The sequence below is a fragment of the Paenibacillus polymyxa M1 genome, assembly GCF_000237325.1.
In the GTDB taxonomy this organism is placed as follows: Bacteria; Bacillota; Bacilli; order Paenibacillales; family Paenibacillaceae; genus Paenibacillus; species Paenibacillus polymyxa_C.
The window spans coordinates 2,009,668-2,032,202 of the sequence record NC_017542.1; the positions used below are offsets into that span (position 1 = coordinate 2,009,668).

A 22,535-nucleotide genomic window follows, 5' to 3' on the forward strand; every position below is an offset into this window, starting at 1 on the left:
ATGTAGTGCGGGGATTATGCTCTTTTGCTTGCAGCAAAAGCAGCAGGGCGAGGGGATTTATGCTTATAGGCAGAAGAGGATGCAATCCAACTTCGCCCAACAACGGGTAGGGGTTTGGGGGTTGAGTTATTGGGTAATTCGGGGCGATATTTCTCTGGCAAAGGTAGAGACGCCGTATGAGGCATAGAGGTAGGGAGCCCCAAATAAGCTCGCATTCGTTCATACATTTCTTTGCGGAATGCGGACATAGGCATACTGAACTGCTCTTTGACGCCTTTATATATATAGGTGGCGTGAACGCCGGAGTGGTTTTGTTGTATGTCTAGAACACGAACATGATACTTCTTAAATTCATGTTTAATTTCAGATAGCAGGATTCCGGTACGATCTATTCCTGCGTTAACCATTTCGACATAAAGATCAGGGGTTTTCAGCACGCCGCTTTCTTGAAGAATTAGGCTGTCACGCTCAAATACTTTTTGAATAAAGGTAAGGAGCAGATAACTTTTCACAAGAGAGCATGAATGCTGAGTAGTATCTGAAGAGATCATTACCATTCACCGCCTTAGGGAAATGTGATGATAATTCATAGTCATGGAAGTAAAGGAACTTTTGTTCCTAAGAACTTATGTTCTTATATTATCGTATTATTCCTTTTTTATCAAGAAGAAATAAAGAAAAACAAAAGATTTGACAACTTTATTTGAGCATGGTATGATCTATCTTGTCGCTAAGAAAGATTGATTCTTTCGAGATAGACGACAAATATATATGCGGTCGTGGCGGAATTGGCAGACGCGCACGGTTCAGGTCCGTGTGGGCTAACCCCCCGTGGAGGTTCGAGTCCTCTCGACCGCATCCATTTAGAAAAGGTTTATAGAATTGCTATTGTAGCAATTTTATAAACCTTTTCTTATGTTTCGGAATTATTGCAGACTTCCAGCAATGATTCCAATACGAGGGCTTGAACTTTATTCAAGTTCATAAGCAATTCTTTTATAAGTTTAATTTTTAAGATATGATAGAAGATAACGCATTTGTTGATGAAGCTAATGAAAGGTTGGATGAAAGATGGAGAAAGCAACTTTTGCAGGCGGATGCTTCTGGTGTATGGTGACTCCGTTCGAGGAGCAGCCGGGCATTCATAGTATTGTCTCAGGCTATACTGGAGGGACGATTTCCGATCCGACCTACGAACAGGTTAAAACAGGAACAACCGGGCACTATGAGGTGGTGCAGATTACGTTTGATCCTGAGCTGTTTCCTTATGAAAAGCTACTTGAATTGTATTGGCCGCAAACAGATCCTACCGACGGAGAAGGTCAGTTTCAGGACCGAGGCACACAATATAAGCCTGCAATTTTTTATCATACGGAGCAGCAACGAGAGCTTGCACAACAATCCAAGGAACAGTTGGCACAAAGCGGACGCTTTGATAAGCCAATTGTAACGGAGATTCTTCCGGCTGCAATTTTTTATCCGGCAGAGGATTATCATCAGGATTATCACAAGAAGAATGTGAAGCATTATAAGGAAGATAGAGCCCAATCCGGTCGTGATGAATTTATCGATAAAAACTGGTAAGCAGCTTTAATATACGTTATTATGCGCACTTCAAGGCAGATCAGAGATTATATCTCAGATCTGCCTTATACATATTTAAACGGTTTTACTCACACAATGAAGGGACAGAGAAGGAGGCTGACCCGCAAATGAGTACACGACGGAAGCTGCACATGAGAAATATAATAAAAAAGGCTTTAAAGGCATCACGCAACCGGAAGAATTCGTCTTATGCGCTTGTACACCATGCAAGATCTAGAATGCAAATCATCGTAGTGCTTTGTATTTCAGTCTGTATGTTATTTATGGTCTGTAAAACTGCTGTTGCCGAAGCAATAGACCAACAGAACCAGCAGCAAAAGAGGGTTGCTGTCATTATTGATGATCTAGGAAACAACATGAAAGGTACCAAGGAGATTTTAAATTTACCTGTCAAAATCACCGTTGCTGTAATGCCCTTCCTGCCAACAACCAAACAGGACGCTATGGAAGCGCATAATCGTGGTCATGATGTTATCGTCCATCTTCCAATGGAGCCCAAGCAGGGCAAGCCTGAATGGCTTGGACCTGGAGCAATCAAGGCTAATATGACGGATGAAGAAGTACGCGCCAAGGTGACCGCAGCTATCAAGGATGTTCCTTATGCCATAGGAATGAACAACCATATGGGCTCCAAGGTCACCTCAGACAAGCGCATTATGTCCATCGTTCTTGATGTTTGTAAGGAACATGGACTATTTTTTGTTGATAGCCGAACTAATTATTGGTCAGTGGTGCCTGAACTTGCCGCTAAAAAGGGAATGCCACCGGTGCGAAATGATGTTTTTTTGGATGATGTTCATACACTCGCTCATGTGAATCGGCAACTTAGCAAAGTGGTTGAATGGTTGGCAGAGCACAACACCTGTGTAACGATTGGACATGTTGGCGTGTCCGGCATGTATACCTCCTCAGGGCTTCATTCATCGGTTCCTAAATTAAAGGAACATGCTCAGTTTGTAGGCATTAGCGATCTAGTGCGTGATGTATGGGGGTGGACAGGAGATCCAGCCACGAATACTACCACGCCGTCAGATGGGCAATAATGCCTTCGGCAATAGCTTCAGCAATCCTTTTTTGGCCGCGATCCCCAGAAAGTAGGGCTCTGTCTTGTTCGTTGCTGATAAACCCCGTTTCGACTATTACAGCGGGATGTTGAATTTTATTCAGAAGATAAAAGGGTTTTCCGTACATGGTTTGTCTATTCATGCAAAATAAGCGGTTTAATGAACGCTGGATCTGCTCAGCTAACATATAGCTGCTGCCTTCATCTTGATACAGTACAATGGGTCCACGTTTTTCGGCACGTTTGGCCCAATTGACATGCAGGCTTACAACCACAGCAGTGGGCAGTTGTTCTGTCAAGCTTTTACGTTGGGCGAGGTCTTTAAGATGCCGGGATTTGGACTGCAACCAACGGTTATCATCACTCAGTGCGTAGTCCTTGTCCCTATTCAAGACAGCAGGGTAACTCTGGGAACGTAAGATCAAGTACAGTTTTTGAGCAATGGCGAGATTGATATCTTTTTCCAGAAGTCCTTTGTGACTTGTTCCACCATCCACACCGCCATGACCTACATCAATCAGGACCACGGGCTTGGCAAAAGCGTGATAGGAGCGGTTAAACGAGGTTTCTGTATGCTTGTTTGTGTCGGTGCTTTTCTCGCCAGGCTGAGTAGTTGCATAAGCAAATGGGGCAAATACAGCGCTACAAAGGATACAAAAATTTAACCCCAGCCCGATCAGCCATATCTTGTTTAACTTTTTATTCAACACGTTCTATTCCTCCAATGGACGAATTGATTGTTTACTGGAAACTATGCATAACAGACATCAAACCTAAAGCAGCGTAGCTGCCTTCAAATATAACAATAAACCTTGGGGGAACTGTTATATTGAAGATAGTATGTTCCATTTAAGGGAACCCATGCATAGTTATTCCGCAGGGATTAGAGTAGCTGGAAACTGTGCAAGCTAGTGGTATCTGAACCTAACGTGTGATTTGATATTTCCAAGGCAAGGTGATTGGAAATGATAGGTCAGATGAAGGAGGTCATGGAGGATGGCGAAGAGTGACGAACTGGTGACGTATATTACGCAGCGGATTGTGCGTTATATGGAAACGCCACGTGAGGTTCGACGTAGCCAAAAACAAGCCAAGGAGCCATGGGTGAGCAAATGGTTTGGCATGTTGCCTCTCGCTCTGAAAATGTGGATAAAATCCACGCGCAGAGGGCGCAGAGAGCAACGTTAAAACACGCCAAAGAGACCACAAGAGGCATGGGGTATGCCATTTGAGGTCTCTTTTTATGTTGTTATAGGGATAAATTCGAATGATTTTTATTGTTTCTGAAATTACTAAGATTCCAAACGGTAAAATTGACCATGAGGCAACAGCTGTTTTAGTGGCACAAATCGGGAAAGTCCATCGTGGTAGGTTAATGCATATAAAATGGGTTCGGACGGATGATCTGGAGATATCCAAGCTTGAAACCCGCTAATGGATAAGGGTCCCCCAAAGGCAAAATTGATACTTGTGGCAGAAAAAATCATACGTGGTGAATTACTTAGCGCGTCCATAAATTGACCTGTGTCATAAATGGAAAGTTTTTGCTTAGCTTGAAGCCAACCCAGATCATCATAGGGATTGAAAGGATCGGACGAGATAGTAACTGTTTGTGCCTGCGTTTTCGAAAAGGGTGTAGGTGAAGAGATCGCGTTGTTCTGAAGCTTATGTTTCCAGCCCCCATCTGCTACTTCTACAGGTAGCGGATCGCCAGTAACAGCATCAATACATATTTGGCTACCCGTAGAGGAACGCACCAGCCAATAGGCTAAAAGTGGTTCCTCATACATAGGTGTAATTTGCAGCTTGTCGATAGAAGAAAATTCGGTTTCTGTGAGCAACTTGAGGGATTGGCGAAGTATATCCATACTATATGGTCCGCCTGGACCATTCCCGTATTCATTGAGTTGATAAGCGCCGTCTGGGTCAGATCCGATAATCAGGTAGCCAATGTATTCTCCTGCATGGTTCACTTGAACAAGCCAGCTATGGGTTCCAGGTCCAAGCGGATGGTAGCTGAGCTCGGCGTCTTTCCACGAAGCAAAAGGGGGTTGCGACGATAGGGATTGTACGGTGTCGGCTGCTGTCCGTTTCACGTCTTCAGGCACCCCTTGTTGCTGAGCAGGAAGCTTTGATGAAACGTCACCCGGGGAGGCAGAAGGAGTAGCAGGACTCATGGATTCCATTGGAGGAACCCACGAGCTTTCGTTGTAGTTGGGTGCTGAGCTTAAATTGCTTTCTTGAACGGCTGAGGGAGCCGCATGAATGGAAGCGAACGGACAGACTGCGGACAGGCCGATCAGTACAGCTGCGATCATACCTACGCTATAATGCCCGGAATGATTTTTCTTCAATGGAATCCACCTTTCTGTCGGATGACTTGCCGACGGAGGCATTCTTTTTTAACTAGCATACAGCCTGTCCGATGAAAAGACTGCTGCACCCTGTCGGCGCAAATGTCGTATCCAGGTTCGCTTTTTGCTGTCGATACATAGGAGACAGGTTAGACTACGCTTGTGTTTGCAGCAGCAGAAACTGATGTAGGCTGAAGCAAGATGTTACAACTTGACGACATGTCTGCAACCAACCTGCGAAGGAGCGTGAGATATCAGTTACCGCAGGTGAAATATGCCGCAGTTAATGGCGGATACGAGTACCTTTGGCTCATATTGCCATACCATTTCTTTACGACGGGCTTGATGCTGCTCTAATACGGATTCTTTTTTATCCTCTTCCTCTTTCTGTTCCTTGATTAGGTCATCGTAGTAGTGGTCTATGACCTCTAGTTCCTCGCGCAATCGTTCCTTCGCCTGCTCAGCCCAACCATAATCTTGCTGTCGGAGCTGTTCGGTGAGATAGTTTTCAAGCGAGGTGGAAGCCTCAGGGACAGATAGCAGTGCTGGCTGTACATGCATATTGCCTGCCAGTAGTGGGCTGAGCTGCCGAGTTTCGAGCATAGCGCCAAAATTGGTTACAATAGTGCCGCTTTTGAGTGAAATCCCTAGCCACTGAAGTTCCTCACGCTTCAGATCGCAGGCAAACTCAATCTTGTAGCAGACGCTGAGCCAAGCTTCATAGACTACAGGAGAACGGGCAGACAATTGACGGGCATCAGGCTGCTCGAACAAATAAACATATTTTCCTCCATCCCGAGCGGCTTCAAAAATTTGATGCAGCCGACGGCTTCCGTATCGAAGCTCCTCCTGCATAATGCGACCAGGCCCTAATTGCGGTAACGTCGGTACATGACCGAAGTAACGCCCCATGACCTGATCTTGTGCTGCGTTGCCAGCTACAGGAGCTGGTGGCGTCTGATCCGCTAAACGTTCCTGTTCTGTCCGATAGGCTTCCCCATCAAAGATGAATGTGAAGGACATCGTCTGCGCTGGAACGCCAGTACGCTCTACGTATCCCCAATAGTAGGGACGATTTGTCAAGGCTTTATCTGCCTCTGGAGACAGCTTGACAGTTACATGGTGGGGAGACCTCTCAATGATGCTGCACCCGGTAGCTTCCAGATAGGTGTGGACAAAACGCTGGACTTGCTGTGCATTCATAGTCAAGGCTAGCGACCTCCTTTCACACTGCGCCGAGCTTTGGTTGGAGAAGCTGCATCACCTGCTAAGCCTAACAAATCCTCGGTGACACTTGAGCTTACTCCTGTTAGCCGTCCCTTAGGCTGCTTTGTTCCAGCTGACTTATCGGTTGCTACATTTGGAGTGACTGACGGGTTTGTGCGGATTTGTTCTATTTCTTGTTTGATGGAATCCAGCGAGTGGCCTAACTTTTGCATTTTTCTGCGAATTTCATCATCACTGCTGGACTCAAGCATGATTTTATATAAACTTTTTTCAATGGATTCTTTTTTCTCGAACTTTTCCAGAATAACGTCCAATCCGCCAATGACCATTTCAAACATATTAATCTTTTCATGCAGCAGGTGCAGGATATGCTCCTCAATCGTTCCGGTAGTGGACAGGTTGAAGATATTCACATCATGCTTCTGTCCAAGTCGATGCACCCGTCCAATCCGCTGTTCCACGCGCATGGGGTTCCACGGTAAATCGAAGTTAATCATGTGGTGACAAAATTGCAGGTTAATACCTTCACCACCTGCTTCAGTGGCAATCATAACCTGAATGCGACCACGGAACAGATCCATCATCCAATCCTTGCGGCCTCGGTTCATACCCCCTCGGTAAGGAACAGCAGACAGTCCGCGATCACGGAAATAGTTTAGCAAATACTCCTGTGTGGCCCGATATTCTGTAAAAATAATCACTTTTTCGTTCATCTTCCGGATAAGTTCAAGCGCTTTTTCAGCTTTGGAATTGGCCTTGATCGCTTTAATGTGTGCGACCAAGTCCCAGACACGATCACGTAGAGGAGAGTCTGGAGCCATCTTTTTGGACAAATTGACCAGCGTGACGAACACAGCGTCCCGGCTACTGCACACTTCCCGTTGAAGGGTAACGAGAGACAGCATGCTGCTTAAATTTCCGCCATTCGCTTGATATTGCTCTTTGACAAAAGAGGTCACCCCATCGTACAGCGCTTGCTCTTCTGGCGAGAGCTCCAAGTGAATGTTGGAAACATTTCGTTTAGTGAATTGAACTGGCCCTTCTCCACGACGATTGCGGATCATGACTTTAGACAGCTCATCCTTGAGCTGATCTTCATTTTTGGGCAGACGTTTATCTACAACAAAGTTTGCTGAAAAATCGCCTTGTCTTCCTAATTGACCAGGCTTGAGTAACGTGATCAGATTAAACAGCTCAGATAGATCGTTCTGTACAGGTGTAGCTGTCAGGAGCAAACAATATTTTTTACGCAACTTCATAATGAACTGGTAGTTGGATGTTTTTTTATTCTTCAGCTTATGAGCCTCGTCAATAATGAGCAGGTCATAATCGGTATCTAGCAGGATGTTACTATGTGGCTCTCTTTTGGCCGTATCCATAGAGGCTACGACGACCTCGGAAGACCAAGAATACGCTTTTTTCTGGGCGACTGCGGGAATGCCGAATTTGCTATTCAGCTCACGCACCCATTGCAGGACCAAAGAAGCGGGTACAAGAATAAGCACTTTGGAAGCCAGCCCGCGAACCAGATATTCCTTAAGGATCATTCCAGCTTCAATTGTTTTGCCTAGGCCGACTTCATCGGCAAGAATGGCACGTCCAGACATCTCAAACAGTACCTTCCGAGCGGTATCGAGTTGATGGGGCAGAGGAGTGAGGTCTTGCAAATGCTGAAGACATTGAAGCTCATCAAAGCTCGGCACCAGCTTGGCCTTTTCCGCCTCGATGGCCAGCTGATACAGATCCCAATCTCCCCAGGGGCCTCCCTTGTGCAGGCGTTGGTCCAGCTCGTCCTGCCAGCTGCGGTCAAATTGTACCGGAACAGGCAATGGTGCTTGGTTTTGTGTGTGCTGGGAACTTGTCGGTTTGGCTTTCATGATGATTCCCTCCCTCCTGGTAGTAGCACAGTTGAAGCTATCGGCTCTGTCACATATATGGCATCTATTTTGCACAGATCGTAGATGTAGTATGGACGGAAAAAGATATCTTCATAACAGGAGGGATGAAATCCTTTAGTTGCCTTCCATTAACTTTTGGAGTTTACTTTCCGTAGAAGTTTGCGCATTAGGGGTGTAAATGCTGCAACGGAGATCGACACTGCCTTGTACCTGAAGGGAAGTCAGGTCAAATAACATTTTGCCAGCCTTGGCATGACGAAATTCAATGAGCACTTCGGGAGCGGAGCTTACCTCACTCTGATTCCAAAGCTCGTTAAACTCTGGGTAGGCCTCGCTCATATTTTGTATAAATTGAGCATACCAGGGGTCTGTCACGTATTGCCCGTAATAAGCGCGAAAAATGGCAAGAAACCCCTTTACAAAGTGCTCCCAATTCACGGCCAGACTTTTAAACTCCTTTTTGGTAAATAGCAGTTCGATCATATTGCGTTGCTCATGTGGTAGCTCGGCAAAATCCATAAAAACATGAGCGGCAGCTTCGTTCCAGCCGACAATATGGCAGCGCCGATCTGAAATAATAGCAGGACAGTAGTGCAACTCTTGTACGATCTTTTGCAGAGATGGAGATATGATCGCCTGCTCTGCAGGAGCAGGAAGGTTATGAGACCCGGCTTCCAGCGCTAAATCGTACAAATATTTACGCTCATCCGTGTTCAACTGCAAGGCAGCAGCAATAGCATCCAACACGGAGGAGGATACTTTAATATCCCGACCCTGCTCCAGCCAGGTATACCAGGTTGTACTGACACCTGCAAGTTGAGCGACTTCTTCTCTACGTAAACCTGGTGTTCTGCGACGTGACCCTGGGGGAAGACCAACCATATGCGGGTGTAGGCGGGCCCTTTTTGTTTTCAGAAAAACAGATAGTGCTTCCAGACGTGCTTCCGTTTTCATAGGTATTTTCTCTCCATTCAATGAGTGTATCTGAAGTAATTAAATCAGGCGCTTACTATAGTAGTGTTCATTATACCAGGATAAACAAACACTTGTAATAGGATAAGACGGGGGTAAAATGAGGATTATAAGTAAGCCATCGAGCAGGAGGAATGAATAGCTTATGCAAAGAGTAGTGATAACAGGTATGGGTGTCGTTTCGCCATTGGGTAATGAAGTAGACACGCTATGGAACAATTTGCTGGAGGGCCATTCAGGTATACGTAAAATTAATTCATTTGATGTGTCCGATTTAAAAGCACAAATTGCTGGACTGGTACAGGATTTTGATGCAGAAAAACAGTGGGGGCGTAAGGATGCCAGACGAATGGATCGATTTACTCAGTTTGCATTATATGCGGCAGAGCAAGCGCTCAAGGATTCTGGCCTGGAACTAGATCGCACTGATCTGGAGCGTGTAGGTGTATATGTGGGATCAGGAGTTGGCGGTTTGGATACGTTGGTAGACAATGTGGACGTGCTGCTACATCGTGGTCCGGGCAGAGTTAGCCCGACGCTGGTACCTATGATGATCTCGAATATGGCTGCTGCCCAAATTAGTATCGCGTTTGGAGCAATGGGTCCTACGCTTTCACCTGTAACGGCTTGTTCAATTGGGAACACTGCAATTGGAGAGGCATTTCGAACCATTCGTACAGGAGATGCGGATGTCATTTTTGCCGGTGGAGCTGAAGCGGCGGTGTCTCGATTGGCTTTGGCAAGTTTCGCTAATGCAACTGCCTTGTCGACACGTAACGAGGAGCCTTCCACAGCAAGTCGGCCGTTTGATAAGAATCGGGACGGTTTTGTCATGAGCGAAGGAGCAGGCATCTTGGTGCTGGAGTCGCTGGAGCACGCTACCCGGCGTGGTGCAGAAATCTATGGTGAGGTCATCGGTTATGGAGCGAGTTCGGATGCCTATCATATGGTTGCACCGCATCCTGAAGGAACCGGAGCTTATCTAGCAATGAAAGCGGCCCTTCATTCGGCTCGAATCTCCCCTGAAGAAGTGGACGTGATCAGTGCTCACGCAACGAGTACGGCTGTAGGGGATATCGCTGAAACCTTGGCGATTCACAAGCTGTTTGGTGACTATGCCTATCAGATTCCGGTAACCGCGAATAAGTCCATGCTAGGTCATATGCTAGGAGCCGCAGGCGGTGTCGAAGCGATTGCGCTTGTTCAAAGCCTTCGAGAAGGTATCATTCCGCCAACGATGCATCTGGACAATCCAGACCCTGTTTGTGATCTGGATTATGTGCCTCACGAAGCGCGCAAGGCTTCGCTAAATATTGGGTTATCTAATTCTTTCGGCTTCGGTGGTCATAATGCGGTCATTGTGCTGAAACGCTATGAGTCATAATATGTAATGAGTATTGAAGCCTCAGATGCTATATCCGGCTGGGTCTAGCATCTGAGGCTATTTTAATTTAGGCATCATAGATTTAATTTAAATAATAGATAGAGTAAGATGGAGGAAAACATTTGGAGGGATGAAGCCATGATTATCATCAGGAACATAGAGCCAGCAGACGCTGAAGCGTATTGGAATTTAAGACTGGAAGCCCTAAAAATGAATCCCGAAGCTTTTGGAACCTCTTATGAGGAAGCTGTACAAGTTTCGTTATTTGATATAGTGAAGCAAATACAAAATAAGAGAGATCATTACATACTTGGTGCATTTACAAAGGATCATCAGCTGGCTGGCATGACCGGGTTTAGAAGAGAACACAAAATTAAGACACGGCATAAAGGAACGATTTGGGGAGTGTATGTACCACCGATTTACCGAGGCCAGGGGATCGCTAAGAAACTTTTATTGGAAGTTATCAGTCGAGGTAGAAAAGTGGAAGGATTGAAACAAATCAATTTGAGTGTGGTGGCTGCCAATCAAGCAGCTGTTGAGCTTTATAGAAAATTGGGATTCAAAACTTATGGTATTGAAAAGAACGCTTTGGAATATCACGGTCAGGGATATGATGAGGAACTCCTGGCTTATTTTTATTAAGGGTGAAAGGTTTTGAAAAAATGAAAATCGATCGATTGCTTTCTATCGTCATTTTGCTGCTGAAAAGAAATAGAATACAAGCAAAGGAACTCGCTGATTTGTATGAGGTTTCAATTCGGACGATTTATAGAGATATTGAAGCGATTAGTCTGGCTGGTATCCCAGTAGTAACTTTTCAGGGAGCAGGTGGGGGGATTGGGCTGATGGAAGGATATCGTCTGGATCGCAGTATGCTGACGGATCATGATATCAAGGACATTGTGATGGGCCTACAGAGTTTGTCCTCGTCGTTGGGCGGTCCCAACGTATCCCGGTTACTTCATAAATTTGAAAGCATTATACCAGAGTCTGAAAAAGAGCAATTTAGTGTCCGTACCACACAGTTTATCGTCGATCATTCGGGATGGGGAAATCAGTCTGTCCAGGAAGCTAAATTAATAAAGGTAAAAGAGGCAATGAGTCAAGCGCGTACGGTTGCTTTTATCTATCGAAATGCGGAAGGAACCCGAACGAAGCGGAATGTGGAACCACATACGCTTGTGCTGAAAGGGCAACAATGGTTTGTGTATGCGTATTGTCCCGACAGGGGGCAGTTTCGGTTGTTCAAGCTTGCTCGTATGAGTGAGCCTGTAGTTACAGAGACGGCTTTCACCCGCAGGGATCTTTCTGATGAAGTGCTGCCGTGGAATGAGGGACGGATGACGGCATCCAGGGATGTACAACCGTTTACGCTACAATTTAACCGCAACTCAAGACATCTGGGGGAGGACTGGTTTGGTGTGGAAGCATTGAGCGAGCAGGAGGAAGGAATTTACACAGTTTCGGTCCCGTTTCCCGAGGATGCGTGGGTGTACGGGTTCATTTTAAGCCTCGGGCCGGATGTGGTTGTCAAAGAACCGGCTCATTTGCGAGACAAGATTCATAAGATGGCGTTGCGTATTGCGTCTAATTATGAAGAAGGCTAGGAATTATAGAGTAAATCTTAGATTAAAGTAAAACGAACCTGACCCATAGTTGTCAGGTTTGTTTCGTTATACTGGTGGCATACCAGATATGAGTTAGCGAAAGGGGATTTACGAGAATGGATAAAGCTTGTCAAAGCTGCGGGATGCCGCTGGAGCATGAGGATCAATATGGAACGGATGCACAACATAATAATACAGATGAGTATTGCAAGTATTGTTACAAGGAAGGTGCATTTGTACAGCCTGACTTGACGATGGAGGGAATGATCCAGCAGTGTGTGCCGATCCTGGTAGAAGAGGGGATGCAGGCAGAAGAAGCGACTTCGATGCTACGTAATTACTTACCGCGTTTGAAGAGGTGGCGGTCTTCAGAGGATACAGAGCTTCCATTTGATGGACCCATTCGGGAGGAGTACCGAGGTGAAATCCATTTAATTGGTCTAAAAGCACGCACAAACAATCAGAAGGAACAGACATCTCACGGGATCATTCCAAGCATGTGGGAACGTTTTATAGGTGAGAATGTGGCAGGTCGGATCAGAGGTCATGAAGGACTTGCTTCCGTCTATGGTTGCTATACTGACTATGAAAATGGAGCTCTGGGCGAGTATACATTTTTTATTGGAAAGGAAGCGGCTGAGGACTTCCAAACTCCTGACGAGCTTGAAGAACTTGTAATTCCGGCTGCACGCTATGCTATTTTTCAGGCAACCCATGAACCTTCTTCTATCTTCCGTGTATGGCAGAAAATTTGGGCATGGGCTGCCACGGGACAAGGGGAGCGGACCTACACAGGTGATTTTGAAGTGTATGGCAATCCAGATGAACCCGTTTTGATTTATATTGCAATTAAGTGATGATCTACAGTGATAGAAGAGAACCGCCTAGGCCGTTATTGAGGCCCAGGCGTTTTTTTCGTTAATCCAAACCATATGGGTTTACTATCAAGTTGAACGTCGAGTCACCGCCCAAAAAATGAGAGCTAGAGCACTGACACCAGCCCCCAATAGACAAACTCCATTCCACCCAGCATAGGTATACATGTGAGTGGAGGTAATGGCTCCAGTGGCGCTACCGATGGAATAAAATATCATGTAGCCTGCGGTAAGTCGGCTTCGTGCTTCAGGGCGAACGTTAAAAATCAAGCTCTGGTTTGTGACATGTACAGCCTGTACGGCCAAGTCCAAAAGAATGACACCAAGAGTTAAAGCGAATAGAGAATGCTCGGTGTAGCCTATAGGTAGCCAGGACAGCAGCAATACAACTAGTGCGATACCTGTCGTTCGTTGTCCCAAGCTTTGATCGGCAAGCCGCCCTGCTTGTGCTGCTGCTAATGCTCCGGCGACTCCAGCCAAGCCGAAGGCCCCAATTGCAGTGTGTGAAAGAGAAAATGGGGGGGCACTGAGAGGTAATACAAGCGAAGTCCACAGTATGCTGAACGCTGTGAAAATGAGCAACGCAAGGACAGCACGAATACGCAGAATTCGTTCTTGGACGAACAGTGTGATAACCGAGCGAAGCAGCTGCGCATAGGAAAGTGTGGCGCTTGTGGGTTCGTTCTTTGGGAGCACTCGCAATAGAGCCACAGCCATAAACAGCGTAAGTACAGCAGAAATAAGGTAAACTGAACGCCAGCCTGCCAGATCAGTTAATACACCAGCAACGGTTCGTGCGAGTAAAATGCCGATAACGACTCCGCTGGTTACCAGCCCTACGACCTGCCCGCGTTCAGTCGGATTAGCCAAGGTCGAGGCGAATGCCACGAGTGTTTGAGTCACGACAGCCAGCAGTCCAACCATTGCCATTCCCATAAGCAGTATTGTACGGGTAGGGGCAAAGCTAACCAGGATTAATGCCAGCACAGATAGCAGCATTTGTCCTGTAATCAATCGCCGTCTGTTCAAGAGATCGCCAAGCGGGACGAGCAGCAGCAGTCCTAACGCATAACAAATTTGCGTGACGGTAATAACGATACCGACTGATGAGTGTGTAATGCCAAACTCGTGCGCCAGCGCATCCAGTAATGGCTGTGCATAGTAAATGTTAGCGACAGCCAGCCCGCAGGCTATAGCAAACAAGAGTGCCACAGACCGGGACAGAACCGGAACGGGGGCTATTTCGGCAGTGTTTGCTATCGTTTGATGGGAGAGGGGGAGAGCGTTTTCTTCTGACGTCTTCATTTTCACATACCACGTCGCTTTCTGTGATTTGCATACTGATCAGTATAATATACCGATTGGTATGTAATGATTTTAGGTCAATGTAACTCTCATCCATAAGATTTGTCAAGAGTTTAACCCGTATATATTTGACAGCCGCTTCTGGAGATTATACAATCTTAATATACTGAACGATACGAAAAGAAGGGGGAAAGTATGGTTCGACCACGAGAATTTGATGAAGATTAAGCGTTGGATGCAGCGATGCAAGTTTTTTGGGAAAAGGGTTTCGAGGCCACGTCTTTAAGCGATTTAACCTCGCGTATGGGAATACAACGCCCCAGCATATATGCTGCCTATGGGGATAAAAAGCAATTGTTCGAAGCTGCGCTGCGTAAATATACGCAATCTCATGCAGCTTGTGTAAGGGCTAAACTGCAAAATAGTTCAGCTGTAAAAGAAGCATTTTACAATTTTTTTGGAGGAGTGGTGGCAGAAGAGTACGAAGAGGGGTCCAATAAGGGATGCTTTTGCATCAATACAATGGTAGAACTAGCCCCTCATGATGAGAGGTTTGAAATTTTAACCAGAGAACATCAGATGTATCTCTCTGCTGTCTTTCAGGAGACCCTCGAACGTGGTATTCAATCTGGGGAGCTTGAGGTGACTATAGATGAACGAGCTTTGGCACACACGTTGGTCTCTTTGTTAATCGGGATAACCGTGATGATGAAGTCACGCCCAGAGCGTTCTTTTGTGGATCATGCGGTTGCGACCGCACTTATGTTGTTGGATGGAAAATAACTTAGGACTGGAGAACACCTGGATGCCACACATAAAAGCTATTCAAACGCCGCTTGGCGAATTGCATGGGCGGGATGCGGTCTATTTGGATCAGGTTCATATGAATTATGCGAAGAAAGAGCTGGTTTTGAAGGGAGAGATTAATGGGGGGTTGGCGTCAGAAGCAGTAGACGTTTTTGTACCCTATGAGCTTATATTTACAGGAGTCTACTACTTTAATATGATTGAACTGGATGTGGCTTTAGACATGCCTGAGCAGAAGTATACGCAAGGTAGTAGTTTTGATGAGCTTACAGATACGCCATTATTAGCTACAATAGCTAGTGCACGGGGGAAAAATCTAAAACACTTTCTGTTGAAAACCTATGACGATGTTTTAGAAATCGCTTGTAGAGACTATAAGATGACTATATAACAAAGCTGGTTTTTAGAAGAGAAGGAGGATCAATGGATACCCAAATTGAACTATTTAACGTGATCATACGTGTGGTGCAAGGGGATATTACCCGTTGTAAGGCGGATATTATTGTCAACGCTGCAAATACAAGCTTGCTGGGTGGCGGTGGTGTAGATGGTGCAATTCATAGAGCTGGCGGTCCGGCTATATTGGAAGATTGTGTCCGAATCAGAAACAAGCAAGGGGGATGTCCGGTAGGAGGCGCAGTTTATACGACGGCTGGCAAGCTGGAAGCCCAATATGTTGTTCATACTGTCGGCCCTGTGTGGAATGGTGGCGACCATCAGGAAGAAGAGCTATTGGCGACATGCTACCGTCATACACTGCAATTAGCTTTAGAATTGAATGCACGCAGCATTGCTTTTCCCAATATCAGCACAGGCATCTACCGATTCCCGAAAGAAAAGGCGGCCGAGATTGCTATACAGGAAGTGACACGTTTTGTACAGGAACATGTTGGGTTGAATGAAATTATTTTTGTTTGTTTTGATGCGGAAAATGCTCAGTTATATAGCCGTAAGCTACAGTCACCTAAAGATTAATTTTTTATTATACATACTTAAGCTCCTCATTTAACTTAATCCAACGAATGAATTGATGTAAGAGTGCTCAACTGGAGGTGTGTTATGCTGGTTAAGCTGATAAATAAGATCCCGCGGGATTGGCTTATATTCATGTATAAGCATACGCCGTTCACTCGATTGAAAAATGCATTGGTGTACCGGGCACAACATAAATTTTTAATTGCTGTGCTGGGCATTTTCACGAACGATGCCGGGGAAGTGCTGCTATTAAAGCACGTATACCGGAAGCAACCGTGGGGAATTCCCGGCGGCTGGATGGAGCTAGAGCAGCCGGAAACCGCCTTACGGCGCGAAGTCCGGGAAGAAACTGGGCTGGAGGTAGAGATCACCTCATTGGCGCAAGCCCAGTTTGGCCAGTTGCCGAACCGCGTGGATCTTATTTTTAAATGCCACCACACCAGAAAAAGCTTATTCAGAAGCTGCTGAAGTAAATGTTCACCTTATGCTCATGTTCAGTTCATGCGATGGAAAATCGGTTTACAGGCGTTTCAGGAATACGCTGATGCGTTCCAGAGCCGTTTCCAGCTGTTCACGTGATGACGCATACGAGCAGCGGATAAAACCTTCGCCGCCTGGGCCGAATGCGGAACCCGGGACCGTTATAACTCCTTGTTCTTCCAACAGTCGTTTGGCAAACTGTTCTGAGCTTAACCCTGTGTGCATAATAGAGGGAAAAGCATAGAAGGCGCCATTTGGTTCATGACATGGAAGCCCTGTCTGACAGAGGGCAGCAACGAACCATTTTCTACGTTGATTGTAGGACTCCATCATACGATCTTTTTCCTCCAGCCCGTTGCGCAGGGATTCAATAGCGGCAATTTGCCCGATAATAGGGGCGCACATGGCTGTATATTGATGGATTTTCAGCATGGCTGAAATCAACTCTTTCGGACCGCATACATAGCCGACCCTCCAGCCTGTCATGGCAAATGCTTTGGAAAAGCCGCTGATGAGCAGGGTGCGTTCTTTCATTCCTGGCAGAGAAGCGAAACTTACATGCTGCTGTCCATAGGTCAATTCAGCATAAATTTCGTCCGATATGACGATCAGATTATGCTCCTCAACCAGACGGGCAATGGGTAGCCAATCCTCATAGGTCATCACCCCGCCAGTCGGGTTGTTCGGATAACAGAGAATAAGCACTTTGGATCGTGGAGTCAGCTTGGATTTGAGCGCCTCAGCTGTCAGCTTAAACTGCTGGTCAGCAGACGTTTCAACCGTTACGGTATGTCCTCCGTTCAAAAACGTAATAGGCGAATACGAAATATAACAGGGAGCTGGTATGAGTATTTCATCGTGTGTTGTGATGAGGGCGCGTAGCGCCAAATCCAACGCTTCACTACTGCCAACAGTGACCATGATTTCATCTGCCGGGTTATAGGATGTGCTGAAGCTGCTCTCCAGATATCCGGCAATTTCCTCACGAAGCTCAGGGAGACCTGCATTGGGTGTGTATGAGGTTTTACCATTTTCCAGTGCTGTGATACAGGCCTTTCTCACATGTTGAGGAGTTACAAAATCCGGTTCACCAACACCAAGCGATACGATATCTTTTCTGCCTGCACTATATTCAAAAAACCGACGGATACCTGAAGGCGGCATTTCCCGTACAGCCGGAGTCAAAAAATCAGTTATAGATACTGCTGTCGATACATTTGTCATGTTGATTCCTCCTTATTGAAAAACAAAAAAACCCGCCCCTGTAAAAGGGACGAGTTTATACCCGTGTTACCACCCTAGTTTCATTCCATAGGAAATGACACTCTGTTCACGTATCCATCAATACGTGTTCCGGTTAACGCTGGAAAGGCGGCAGAGCTTACTTCAGGTTCAGCCCGCTTCTCAGAGATGGCGTTCAGCTACCCTCGGAATGTTGGCTTTCACCTGCCCCAACTCTCTGCAAATCCGCTGTATAGCTTACTCGTTCTCGTCATTGAAATTTGTTGCCGTATCAATTTAGGTGTAATTATAAGCACAACATTTCAGAATGGCAAGTCTTTTTTTATAAATTGTAAAGACAGGGGCATCATCATTGACGACTGGAAGATAACGTATATAGTGGTATCAAGGGGAACTGTACCCCAAAATTCACTGTGTTAAGACTATATTGGCTAGAGAGGGATGGTATCCATATGAATGTATTTGAAGGCTTTAACGACAAGGTTTTGCCTCAAGGATGGGGCTGGATCAACGAACCGACTGTATGGAGCTTCGATGAATTCAAGGCTTTACAAGTATCTGCACCTTCACAGGCAGATTTTTTTAGAGATCCGTCCGGCGCCGTTATCAAATCGTCCGCTCCTTTTTTGCATACCACCCTTCAAGGAGATTTTACAATATGGACGAGGGTTCGTGTCGATATGAAGCAGCCCTATGACTCAGGATGCTTGATGGTGATGGCTGATGATACTCATTGGGCTAAAGTGTGCTTTGAATACTTTGAGAATACCCCCTCGATCCTAAGTGTGGTTACACGGGATACATCCGATGATTGTATATCGGGGGCGATGGATGCTTCTAATCCGTATTTGCGAGTAACACGAGCTGGAAATTGCTTTGCCTTTCATTATTCATCGGATGGTCAGCATTGGAAACTGGCCAGATATTTTGGGATGAATGTTCCCAGCCAGCTAAAAGTTGGGGTTGTCGCACAATCTCCAGTAGGGGAGGGGTGTAATGTTACCTTTGACGGTTTGACAATAACAAACCATGTGTTCGAGGATATACGAAACGTGGAATAAATAAAAGCCCTCTCTATATATGAAAGCGCTATATGAGAAAGTTAAAAAGACGTAAATACGCGTTTTTAGGCAGGAGGAGGTAGATGGAAGTTTGCTGTTAAGAAGGAAGGGTTACAAGCTGCCCGGTTTGTTGGGGGTGATGCTTGTAGCTACATTGGGCTGTTTCGGACTCATTATGTATTTACAGTCCACAAGCGGGACGAGGATATATCAATTTCTGTACTGGGACATATTCCTGGCCTGGGTACCGGTGTTTATTTCATTGTTAATGGTGGCTTTATCCAAATTACAATATGCAAAAGTGAGAAATATTCTTTTATTTTTCGCCGCATGGGTATGGTTGTTCTTTCTGCCGAATGCTCTTTATCTAGTGACCGAGTTACTACATGCATTCCGTTTTTACGATGTGAACCCTGGTACGCGTTTTTGGTTGAACACTCAATTTTGGCTAATCTTATTTACGTCCTTTTCAGCCGCTGGAATTGGTCTTTTTCTTACATCTCTTTGTGTATTGATGATCCACCGTATGTTGAGGAAGATTTGTTCAGGGTGGCTCGCATGGGTTGTAGTCTTTGTGATGTTGTGGTTGGCCAGCATAGGTGTATATATAGGCAGATTTGCACGCTGGAATAGTTGGGATGTGTTGCTGCAACCGCTGGTGCTTTTTGCGGATCTTTGGAGCTGGGCAGTAAATGCAGGGGAGAAGCTTCATTTACTGTCTTTTAGCTGGCTGGTGTTTGGGATGGCGGTCATCTTTTATCTATTTATCTATATCTCTTTACGTGAGGATTAGGATTGAGGCCGAGGACCTGTATTCAATGAATACAGACTTCGGCCTTTTTATCTGTGACGAGTTAGGAGTTGGAGTTATCTTCTTCGTGTACATCATAAAGCACGCGCACAAGCAAATCTTGGCTGAAATTTCCGAATCTTTTACCAAAAATAGTGAGCCCTCCTTTGTTTTGCGATTGATCGGATACGGATAAACGCAGTGTAATATCGCTTTTGTAATCAAGTCCGATATCGTCTATTGTGACTTCTGATATACGACACCCGTCAATGAAGCTTCCATGTTGATTGATGCGAATTAACTTCAGCATGCCGTACTGATTCAAGTGTGGAGGCCACCAATCGGGATTGAGGACCCCCGGAACAGCTCCAAAATCGCCTGGGCTCGTCCAGTGACCGATGGCAATACCATTTACATGAAAACAAATATCAGACGGATAGTCCTCACAATAACACGGTGCTTCTGACCCAAGCTCTGCAGAAAATTGAATTTCGGTAAAGGATTGATTCGCTTTCAAGTAGTTAGGAATGCGGTATTCCAGAAAACCTTCTGCCATCCAGATCATTTCAGAGTCCAGTCGCGCGGGATCTGCAAAATAGCGTGGGTCATCAAAATCGCCGATAATGCTGTCTTTGGTCACTAATCCACAAGTAGGAACCGCCTGGTAGTTACTATAATGACCGATGCGAATTTCTACCTCATACACATTTTTTTGTTCTCTGCTGCGCAGATCTACCATTAGCTTTTCCTTATTTAAATAGCACATTTTTCGGGTCCCGTGTTTACCGCTTACGGTATTGATTTCCACAAGTCCGCATTCTTCCAGTTTGCGAATATGCATCGTAATGGTGCCGTTACTTAAATTCAGCTTGCTCGCAATATCATTCATACTTTGTCCTTGAACAGCAAGTAATTCAAGAATTTGAATGCGGATTTCCGAGCCCAATGCTTTGAAAATATCTAACCCTGACATTAAGTCCTTAATATAAATCATAGCTATAGCCCATCCTTATCTATAAAAAGTGTGATGTAAGCGCTTATATTTTTACTTTGATTTATGTTAAAATAAAATCATAAAGAAGTAAACTGCTTTTATGTAAATTTTTTTTACTAAAAGAAGAAGAGAGGAAATCGTGTTCTAAAATAAAGCGTTTTTTATAAAAAAGATCGTATTTGAGTTTTTTTAATTAGATTTTATTAATGAAATTACTTAAATACGATTTAATTTCACTTTTTAAGTTACTCTAATCTATGTTTTATAATTATTTAAAAAGATTGAAAAATGCATTGACGAACCGTAGAATGGCGTGCTATATTTTATTTGTAAACGAATTCATTATTGATAAAGGTAAATGTTAATTATACGGTACATGAGAGGGATGATAATCACAGCGGCAATCAACAACGGGTTGTGTACCGCACAGTTAAAGATTAGGCCGAGTGGTATGAAGTTAATTTAACACTTAATGTATGCGGTTTCATTTTAATTTTAGGAGGGGTCGCGTTGACAAAGAAAAAAGGTTTTGCGCTAACAATGGTTGTTCTGTTGTTAATGGTTGCTGCACTGGCAGGCTGTAGTGGAGGAAGTTCCAGTAGCGATGGAAGCAAGGAATTGACTTTCATGTTCCGTGGAGGAACGGATGAGCAGAAGGCTTATAAGGATGTTATCAAAAAATTTGAAGAAGAACATCCTGGTGTGAAGGTTAAAATGGTTGTGACGGCAGCAGATCAATATGCTACAAAGCTTAGAGCTGCAATTACAGGTAATAATCTTCCAGATATCTTTTATTTTGCCCCTGGGGATTTGAAAGCTTATGTTAACAGTGGGGTGTTGAAGGATCTGACACCTTATATTGATAAGAGCAAGGATATAAATCTGGATAACATCTGGAAATACGGTGTAGATTTGTATCGCTATGACGGTAAAATGGCCGGTCAGGGAAATATTTACGGTATGCCGAAGGACTTGGGTCCATTCGCTTTGGGTTATAACAAAACCATGTTTGAAAAAGCAGGTGTTCCATTGCCTGACAAAGACAAACCATATACATGGGATGAGTTCATTAAGGTTAACCAAGAGCTGACCAAAGATACCAACGGTGACGGCAAGCCAGATCAATACGGAACAGGCTTTAACGTTCAGTGGGCATTGCAAGCTTTTGTATGGAGTAATGGTGCTGATTGGCTGGATGAGAGCAAAACCAAAGTAACAATTGATGATCCGAAATTTGCGGAAGCGCTTCAGTTCTTTGCTGATATGCAAAACAAATATAAAATTACACCTGGTATTGAACAATCACAAACATTGGACACATATCAACGCTGGATGAAGGGCGAAATGGCTTTCTTCCCAGTAGGTCCTTGGGATATGAGTACATTTGAAAAACTGCCATTCGAATATGATTTGTTGCCTTTCCCAACTGGATCGACTGGCAAACCGGCAACATGGATTGGTTCTCTGGGTATCGGTGTTTCCTCTAAAACAAAATACCCGGATGAAGCTGTAGAACTGGTTAACTATCTGACTACTTCCAAAGAAGGTATGAAGCAGCTCGTAGATGCCAAGGTACAAATTCCGAACCTGCTGGATATGGCTGATGAATGGGCCAAAGACACAAAAACAAAGCCTAACAACAAACAGGAATTTATTGATATCGTAAATGACTATGGACGCTCATTACCAGGTAACTATACGTATAACGCAGAATGGTACGATATTTTCTTCACAGATATTCAACCTGTGCTGGATGGCAAAATTACGGCAGCAGATTATGTGAAACAAGAACAACCGAAGATGCAGAAACTGCTGGATAAAGCGGTGGAGCAAGAGAAAAAATCACAGAAATAATGCGCAAATAGAGGAAAAAAGGATGATGTTAGTGGCTGA

The 22,535-nt window shown here is 45.0% G+C and carries 23 protein-coding genes, 1 tRNA gene and 1 other annotated feature; of the genes, 15 read left to right on the plus strand and 9 right to left on the minus strand.

Features of this window, described 5'->3' with window-relative positions; translation table 11 throughout:
• Nucleotides 1-14: 14 nt before the first annotated feature.
• Complete coding sequence (locus PPM_RS09130; RefSeq protein WP_013370524.1) at nucleotides 15-551, minus strand: hypothetical protein; 537 nt, start codon at nucleotides 549-551, stop codon at nucleotides 15-17.
• A gap of 222 nt (nucleotides 552-773) precedes the next feature.
• Between PPM_RS09130 and PPM_RS09135 the strand changes: the two genes are divergently transcribed.
• The 3 genes from PPM_RS09135 to PPM_RS09145 all read left to right on the plus strand — a co-directional run bounded on the left by PPM_RS09135 (nucleotide 774) and on the right by PPM_RS09145 (nucleotide 2,648).
• Nucleotides 774-858, plus strand: a tRNA-Leu gene (locus PPM_RS09135).
• 213 nt (nucleotides 859-1,071) lie between these two features.
• Nucleotides 1,072-1,584, plus strand: coding sequence for a peptide-methionine (S)-S-oxide reductase MsrA (gene msrA / locus PPM_RS09140; RefSeq protein ID WP_013370526.1), 513 nt, complete (start codon nucleotides 1,072-1,074; stop codon nucleotides 1,582-1,584).
• 128 nt (nucleotides 1,585-1,712) lie between these two features.
• Entirely contained in the window at nucleotides 1,713-2,648 is a 936-nt protein-coding gene (locus PPM_RS09145; RefSeq protein WP_013370527.1) for a divergent polysaccharide deacetylase family protein, read from the plus strand.
• On the opposite strand, the gene PPM_RS09150 is transcribed toward PPM_RS09145, so the two are convergent.
• On the minus strand, nucleotides 2,623-3,378 hold the full coding sequence (locus tag PPM_RS09150; RefSeq protein WP_013370528.1) for an N-acetylmuramoyl-L-alanine amidase: 756 nt from the start codon (nucleotides 3,376-3,378) through the stop codon (nucleotides 2,623-2,625). The two genes, PPM_RS09145 and PPM_RS09150, sit on opposite strands and share 26 nt — an antisense overlap.
• 286 nt (nucleotides 3,379-3,664) lie before the next feature.
• On the opposite strand from PPM_RS09150, the gene PPM_RS09155 reads away from it, so the two are divergent.
• Nucleotides 3,665-3,856: a YqzE family protein gene (locus tag PPM_RS09155; RefSeq protein ID WP_013370529.1), complete on the plus strand. Its 192-nt coding sequence runs from the start codon at nucleotides 3,665-3,667 to the stop codon at nucleotides 3,854-3,856.
• 104 nt (nucleotides 3,857-3,960) lie between these two features.
• On the opposite strand, the gene PPM_RS09160 is transcribed toward PPM_RS09155, so the two are convergent.
• The 4 genes from PPM_RS09160 to PPM_RS09175 all read right to left on the minus strand — a co-directional run bounded on the left by PPM_RS09160 (nucleotide 3,961) and on the right by PPM_RS09175 (nucleotide 9,101).
• The gene (locus PPM_RS09160) at nucleotides 3,961-5,022 is read right to left on the minus strand and encodes a hypothetical protein (protein WP_013370530.1); all 1,062 of its coding nucleotides are present in this window, start codon (nucleotides 5,020-5,022) and stop codon (nucleotides 3,961-3,963) included.
• Nucleotides 5,023-5,280: 258 nt separating this feature from the next.
• Nucleotides 5,281-6,231: a YqhG family protein gene (locus PPM_RS09165; protein ID WP_013370531.1), complete on the minus strand. Its 951-nt coding sequence runs from the start codon at nucleotides 6,229-6,231 to the stop codon at nucleotides 5,281-5,283.
• A gap of 2 nt (nucleotides 6,232-6,233) precedes the next feature.
• A complete protein-coding gene (locus PPM_RS09170; protein WP_013370532.1) occupies nucleotides 6,234-8,126 on the minus strand; it encodes a DEAD/DEAH box helicase in 1,893 nt (630 codons plus the stop codon).
• 135 nt (nucleotides 8,127-8,261) lie between these two features.
• On the minus strand, nucleotides 8,262-9,101 hold the full coding sequence (locus tag PPM_RS09175) for a helix-turn-helix transcriptional regulator (protein ID WP_013370533.1): 840 nt from the start codon (nucleotides 9,099-9,101) through the stop codon (nucleotides 8,262-8,264).
• A 163-nt stretch (nucleotides 9,102-9,264) separates the two neighbouring features.
• On the opposite strand from PPM_RS09175, the gene fabF reads away from it, so the two are divergent.
• The 4 genes from fabF (at nucleotide 9,265) to PPM_RS09195 (ending at nucleotide 12,970) form a co-directional block, all read left to right on the plus strand.
• A complete protein-coding gene (gene fabF, locus PPM_RS09180; protein ID WP_013370534.1) occupies nucleotides 9,265-10,503 on the plus strand; it encodes a beta-ketoacyl-ACP synthase II in 1,239 nt (412 codons plus the stop codon).
• A 108-nt stretch (nucleotides 10,504-10,611) separates the two neighbouring features.
• Nucleotides 10,612-11,148: a GNAT family N-acetyltransferase gene (locus tag PPM_RS09185; protein WP_231860487.1), complete on the plus strand. Its 537-nt coding sequence runs from the start codon at nucleotides 10,612-10,614 to the stop codon at nucleotides 11,146-11,148.
• A 20-nt stretch (nucleotides 11,149-11,168) separates the two neighbouring features.
• Nucleotides 11,169-12,113: a helix-turn-helix transcriptional regulator gene (locus tag PPM_RS09190; RefSeq protein WP_014599640.1), complete on the plus strand. Its 945-nt coding sequence runs from the start codon at nucleotides 11,169-11,171 to the stop codon at nucleotides 12,111-12,113.
• Between the two features lie 116 nt (nucleotides 12,114-12,229).
• Nucleotides 12,230-12,970: a zinc ribbon domain-containing protein gene (locus PPM_RS09195; RefSeq protein ID WP_013370537.1), complete on the plus strand. Its 741-nt coding sequence runs from the start codon at nucleotides 12,230-12,232 to the stop codon at nucleotides 12,968-12,970.
• An 87-nt stretch (nucleotides 12,971-13,057) separates the two neighbouring features.
• Here PPM_RS09195 and PPM_RS09200 read toward each other — a convergent pair whose 3' ends face one another.
• Entirely contained in the window at nucleotides 13,058-14,293 is a 1,236-nt protein-coding gene (locus PPM_RS09200; RefSeq protein ID WP_013370538.1) for an MFS transporter, read from the minus strand.
• Nucleotides 14,294-14,536: 243 nt separating this feature from the next.
• On the opposite strand from PPM_RS09200, the gene PPM_RS09205 reads away from it, so the two are divergent.
• The 4 genes from PPM_RS09205 (at nucleotide 14,537) to PPM_RS09220 (ending at nucleotide 16,543) form a co-directional block, all read left to right on the plus strand.
• Nucleotides 14,537-15,076, plus strand: a complete 540-nt coding sequence (locus PPM_RS09205; RefSeq protein ID WP_013370539.1) for a TetR/AcrR family transcriptional regulator — start codon at nucleotides 14,537-14,539, stop codon at nucleotides 15,074-15,076.
• Between the two features lie 22 nt (nucleotides 15,077-15,098).
• The gene (locus PPM_RS09210; protein WP_013370540.1) at nucleotides 15,099-15,491 is read left to right on the plus strand and encodes a hypothetical protein; all 393 of its coding nucleotides are present in this window, start codon (nucleotides 15,099-15,101) and stop codon (nucleotides 15,489-15,491) included.
• 32 nt (nucleotides 15,492-15,523) lie between these two features.
• Nucleotides 15,524-16,075 carry an O-acetyl-ADP-ribose deacetylase gene (locus PPM_RS09215; protein WP_013370541.1) on the plus strand — a complete coding sequence of 184 codons (552 nt, stop codon included), beginning with the start codon at nucleotides 15,524-15,526 and terminating at the stop codon, nucleotides 16,073-16,075.
• Nucleotides 16,076-16,159: 84 nt separating this feature from the next.
• Complete coding sequence (locus PPM_RS09220; RefSeq protein ID WP_013370542.1) at nucleotides 16,160-16,543, plus strand: NUDIX hydrolase; 384 nt, start codon at nucleotides 16,160-16,162, stop codon at nucleotides 16,541-16,543.
• 51 nt (nucleotides 16,544-16,594) lie between these two features.
• Here PPM_RS09220 and PPM_RS09225 read toward each other — a convergent pair whose 3' ends face one another.
• Complete coding sequence (locus tag PPM_RS09225) at nucleotides 16,595-17,779, minus strand: aminotransferase class I/II-fold pyridoxal phosphate-dependent enzyme (RefSeq protein WP_013370543.1); 1,185 nt, start codon at nucleotides 17,777-17,779, stop codon at nucleotides 16,595-16,597.
• 42 nt (nucleotides 17,780-17,821) lie between these two features.
• Nucleotides 17,822-18,060: a binding site (T-box leader), on the minus strand.
• 189 nt (nucleotides 18,061-18,249) lie between these two features.
• Here PPM_RS09225 and PPM_RS09230 point away from each other — a divergent pair.
• Nucleotides 18,250-18,858 carry a DUF1349 domain-containing protein gene (locus PPM_RS09230; protein WP_013370544.1) on the plus strand — a complete coding sequence of 203 codons (609 nt, stop codon included), beginning with the start codon at nucleotides 18,250-18,252 and terminating at the stop codon, nucleotides 18,856-18,858.
• A gap of 91 nt (nucleotides 18,859-18,949) precedes the next feature.
• Nucleotides 18,950-19,651, plus strand: coding sequence for a DUF1361 domain-containing protein (locus PPM_RS09235; protein ID WP_013370545.1), 702 nt, complete (start codon nucleotides 18,950-18,952; stop codon nucleotides 19,649-19,651).
• A gap of 61 nt (nucleotides 19,652-19,712) precedes the next feature.
• Here the strand turns inward: PPM_RS09235 and PPM_RS09240 are convergent, their stop codons facing one another.
• Nucleotides 19,713-20,642, minus strand: a complete 930-nt coding sequence (locus tag PPM_RS09240; RefSeq protein WP_013370546.1) for an ArsR/SmtB family transcription factor — start codon at nucleotides 20,640-20,642, stop codon at nucleotides 19,713-19,715.
• A 510-nt stretch (nucleotides 20,643-21,152) separates the two neighbouring features.
• On the opposite strand from PPM_RS09240, the gene PPM_RS09245 reads away from it, so the two are divergent.
• On the plus strand, nucleotides 21,153-22,496 hold the full coding sequence (locus tag PPM_RS09245; RefSeq protein ID WP_013370547.1) for an ABC transporter substrate-binding protein: 1,344 nt from the start codon (nucleotides 21,153-21,155) through the stop codon (nucleotides 22,494-22,496).
• The last annotated feature ends 39 nt before the right edge of the window (nucleotides 22,497-22,535 follow it).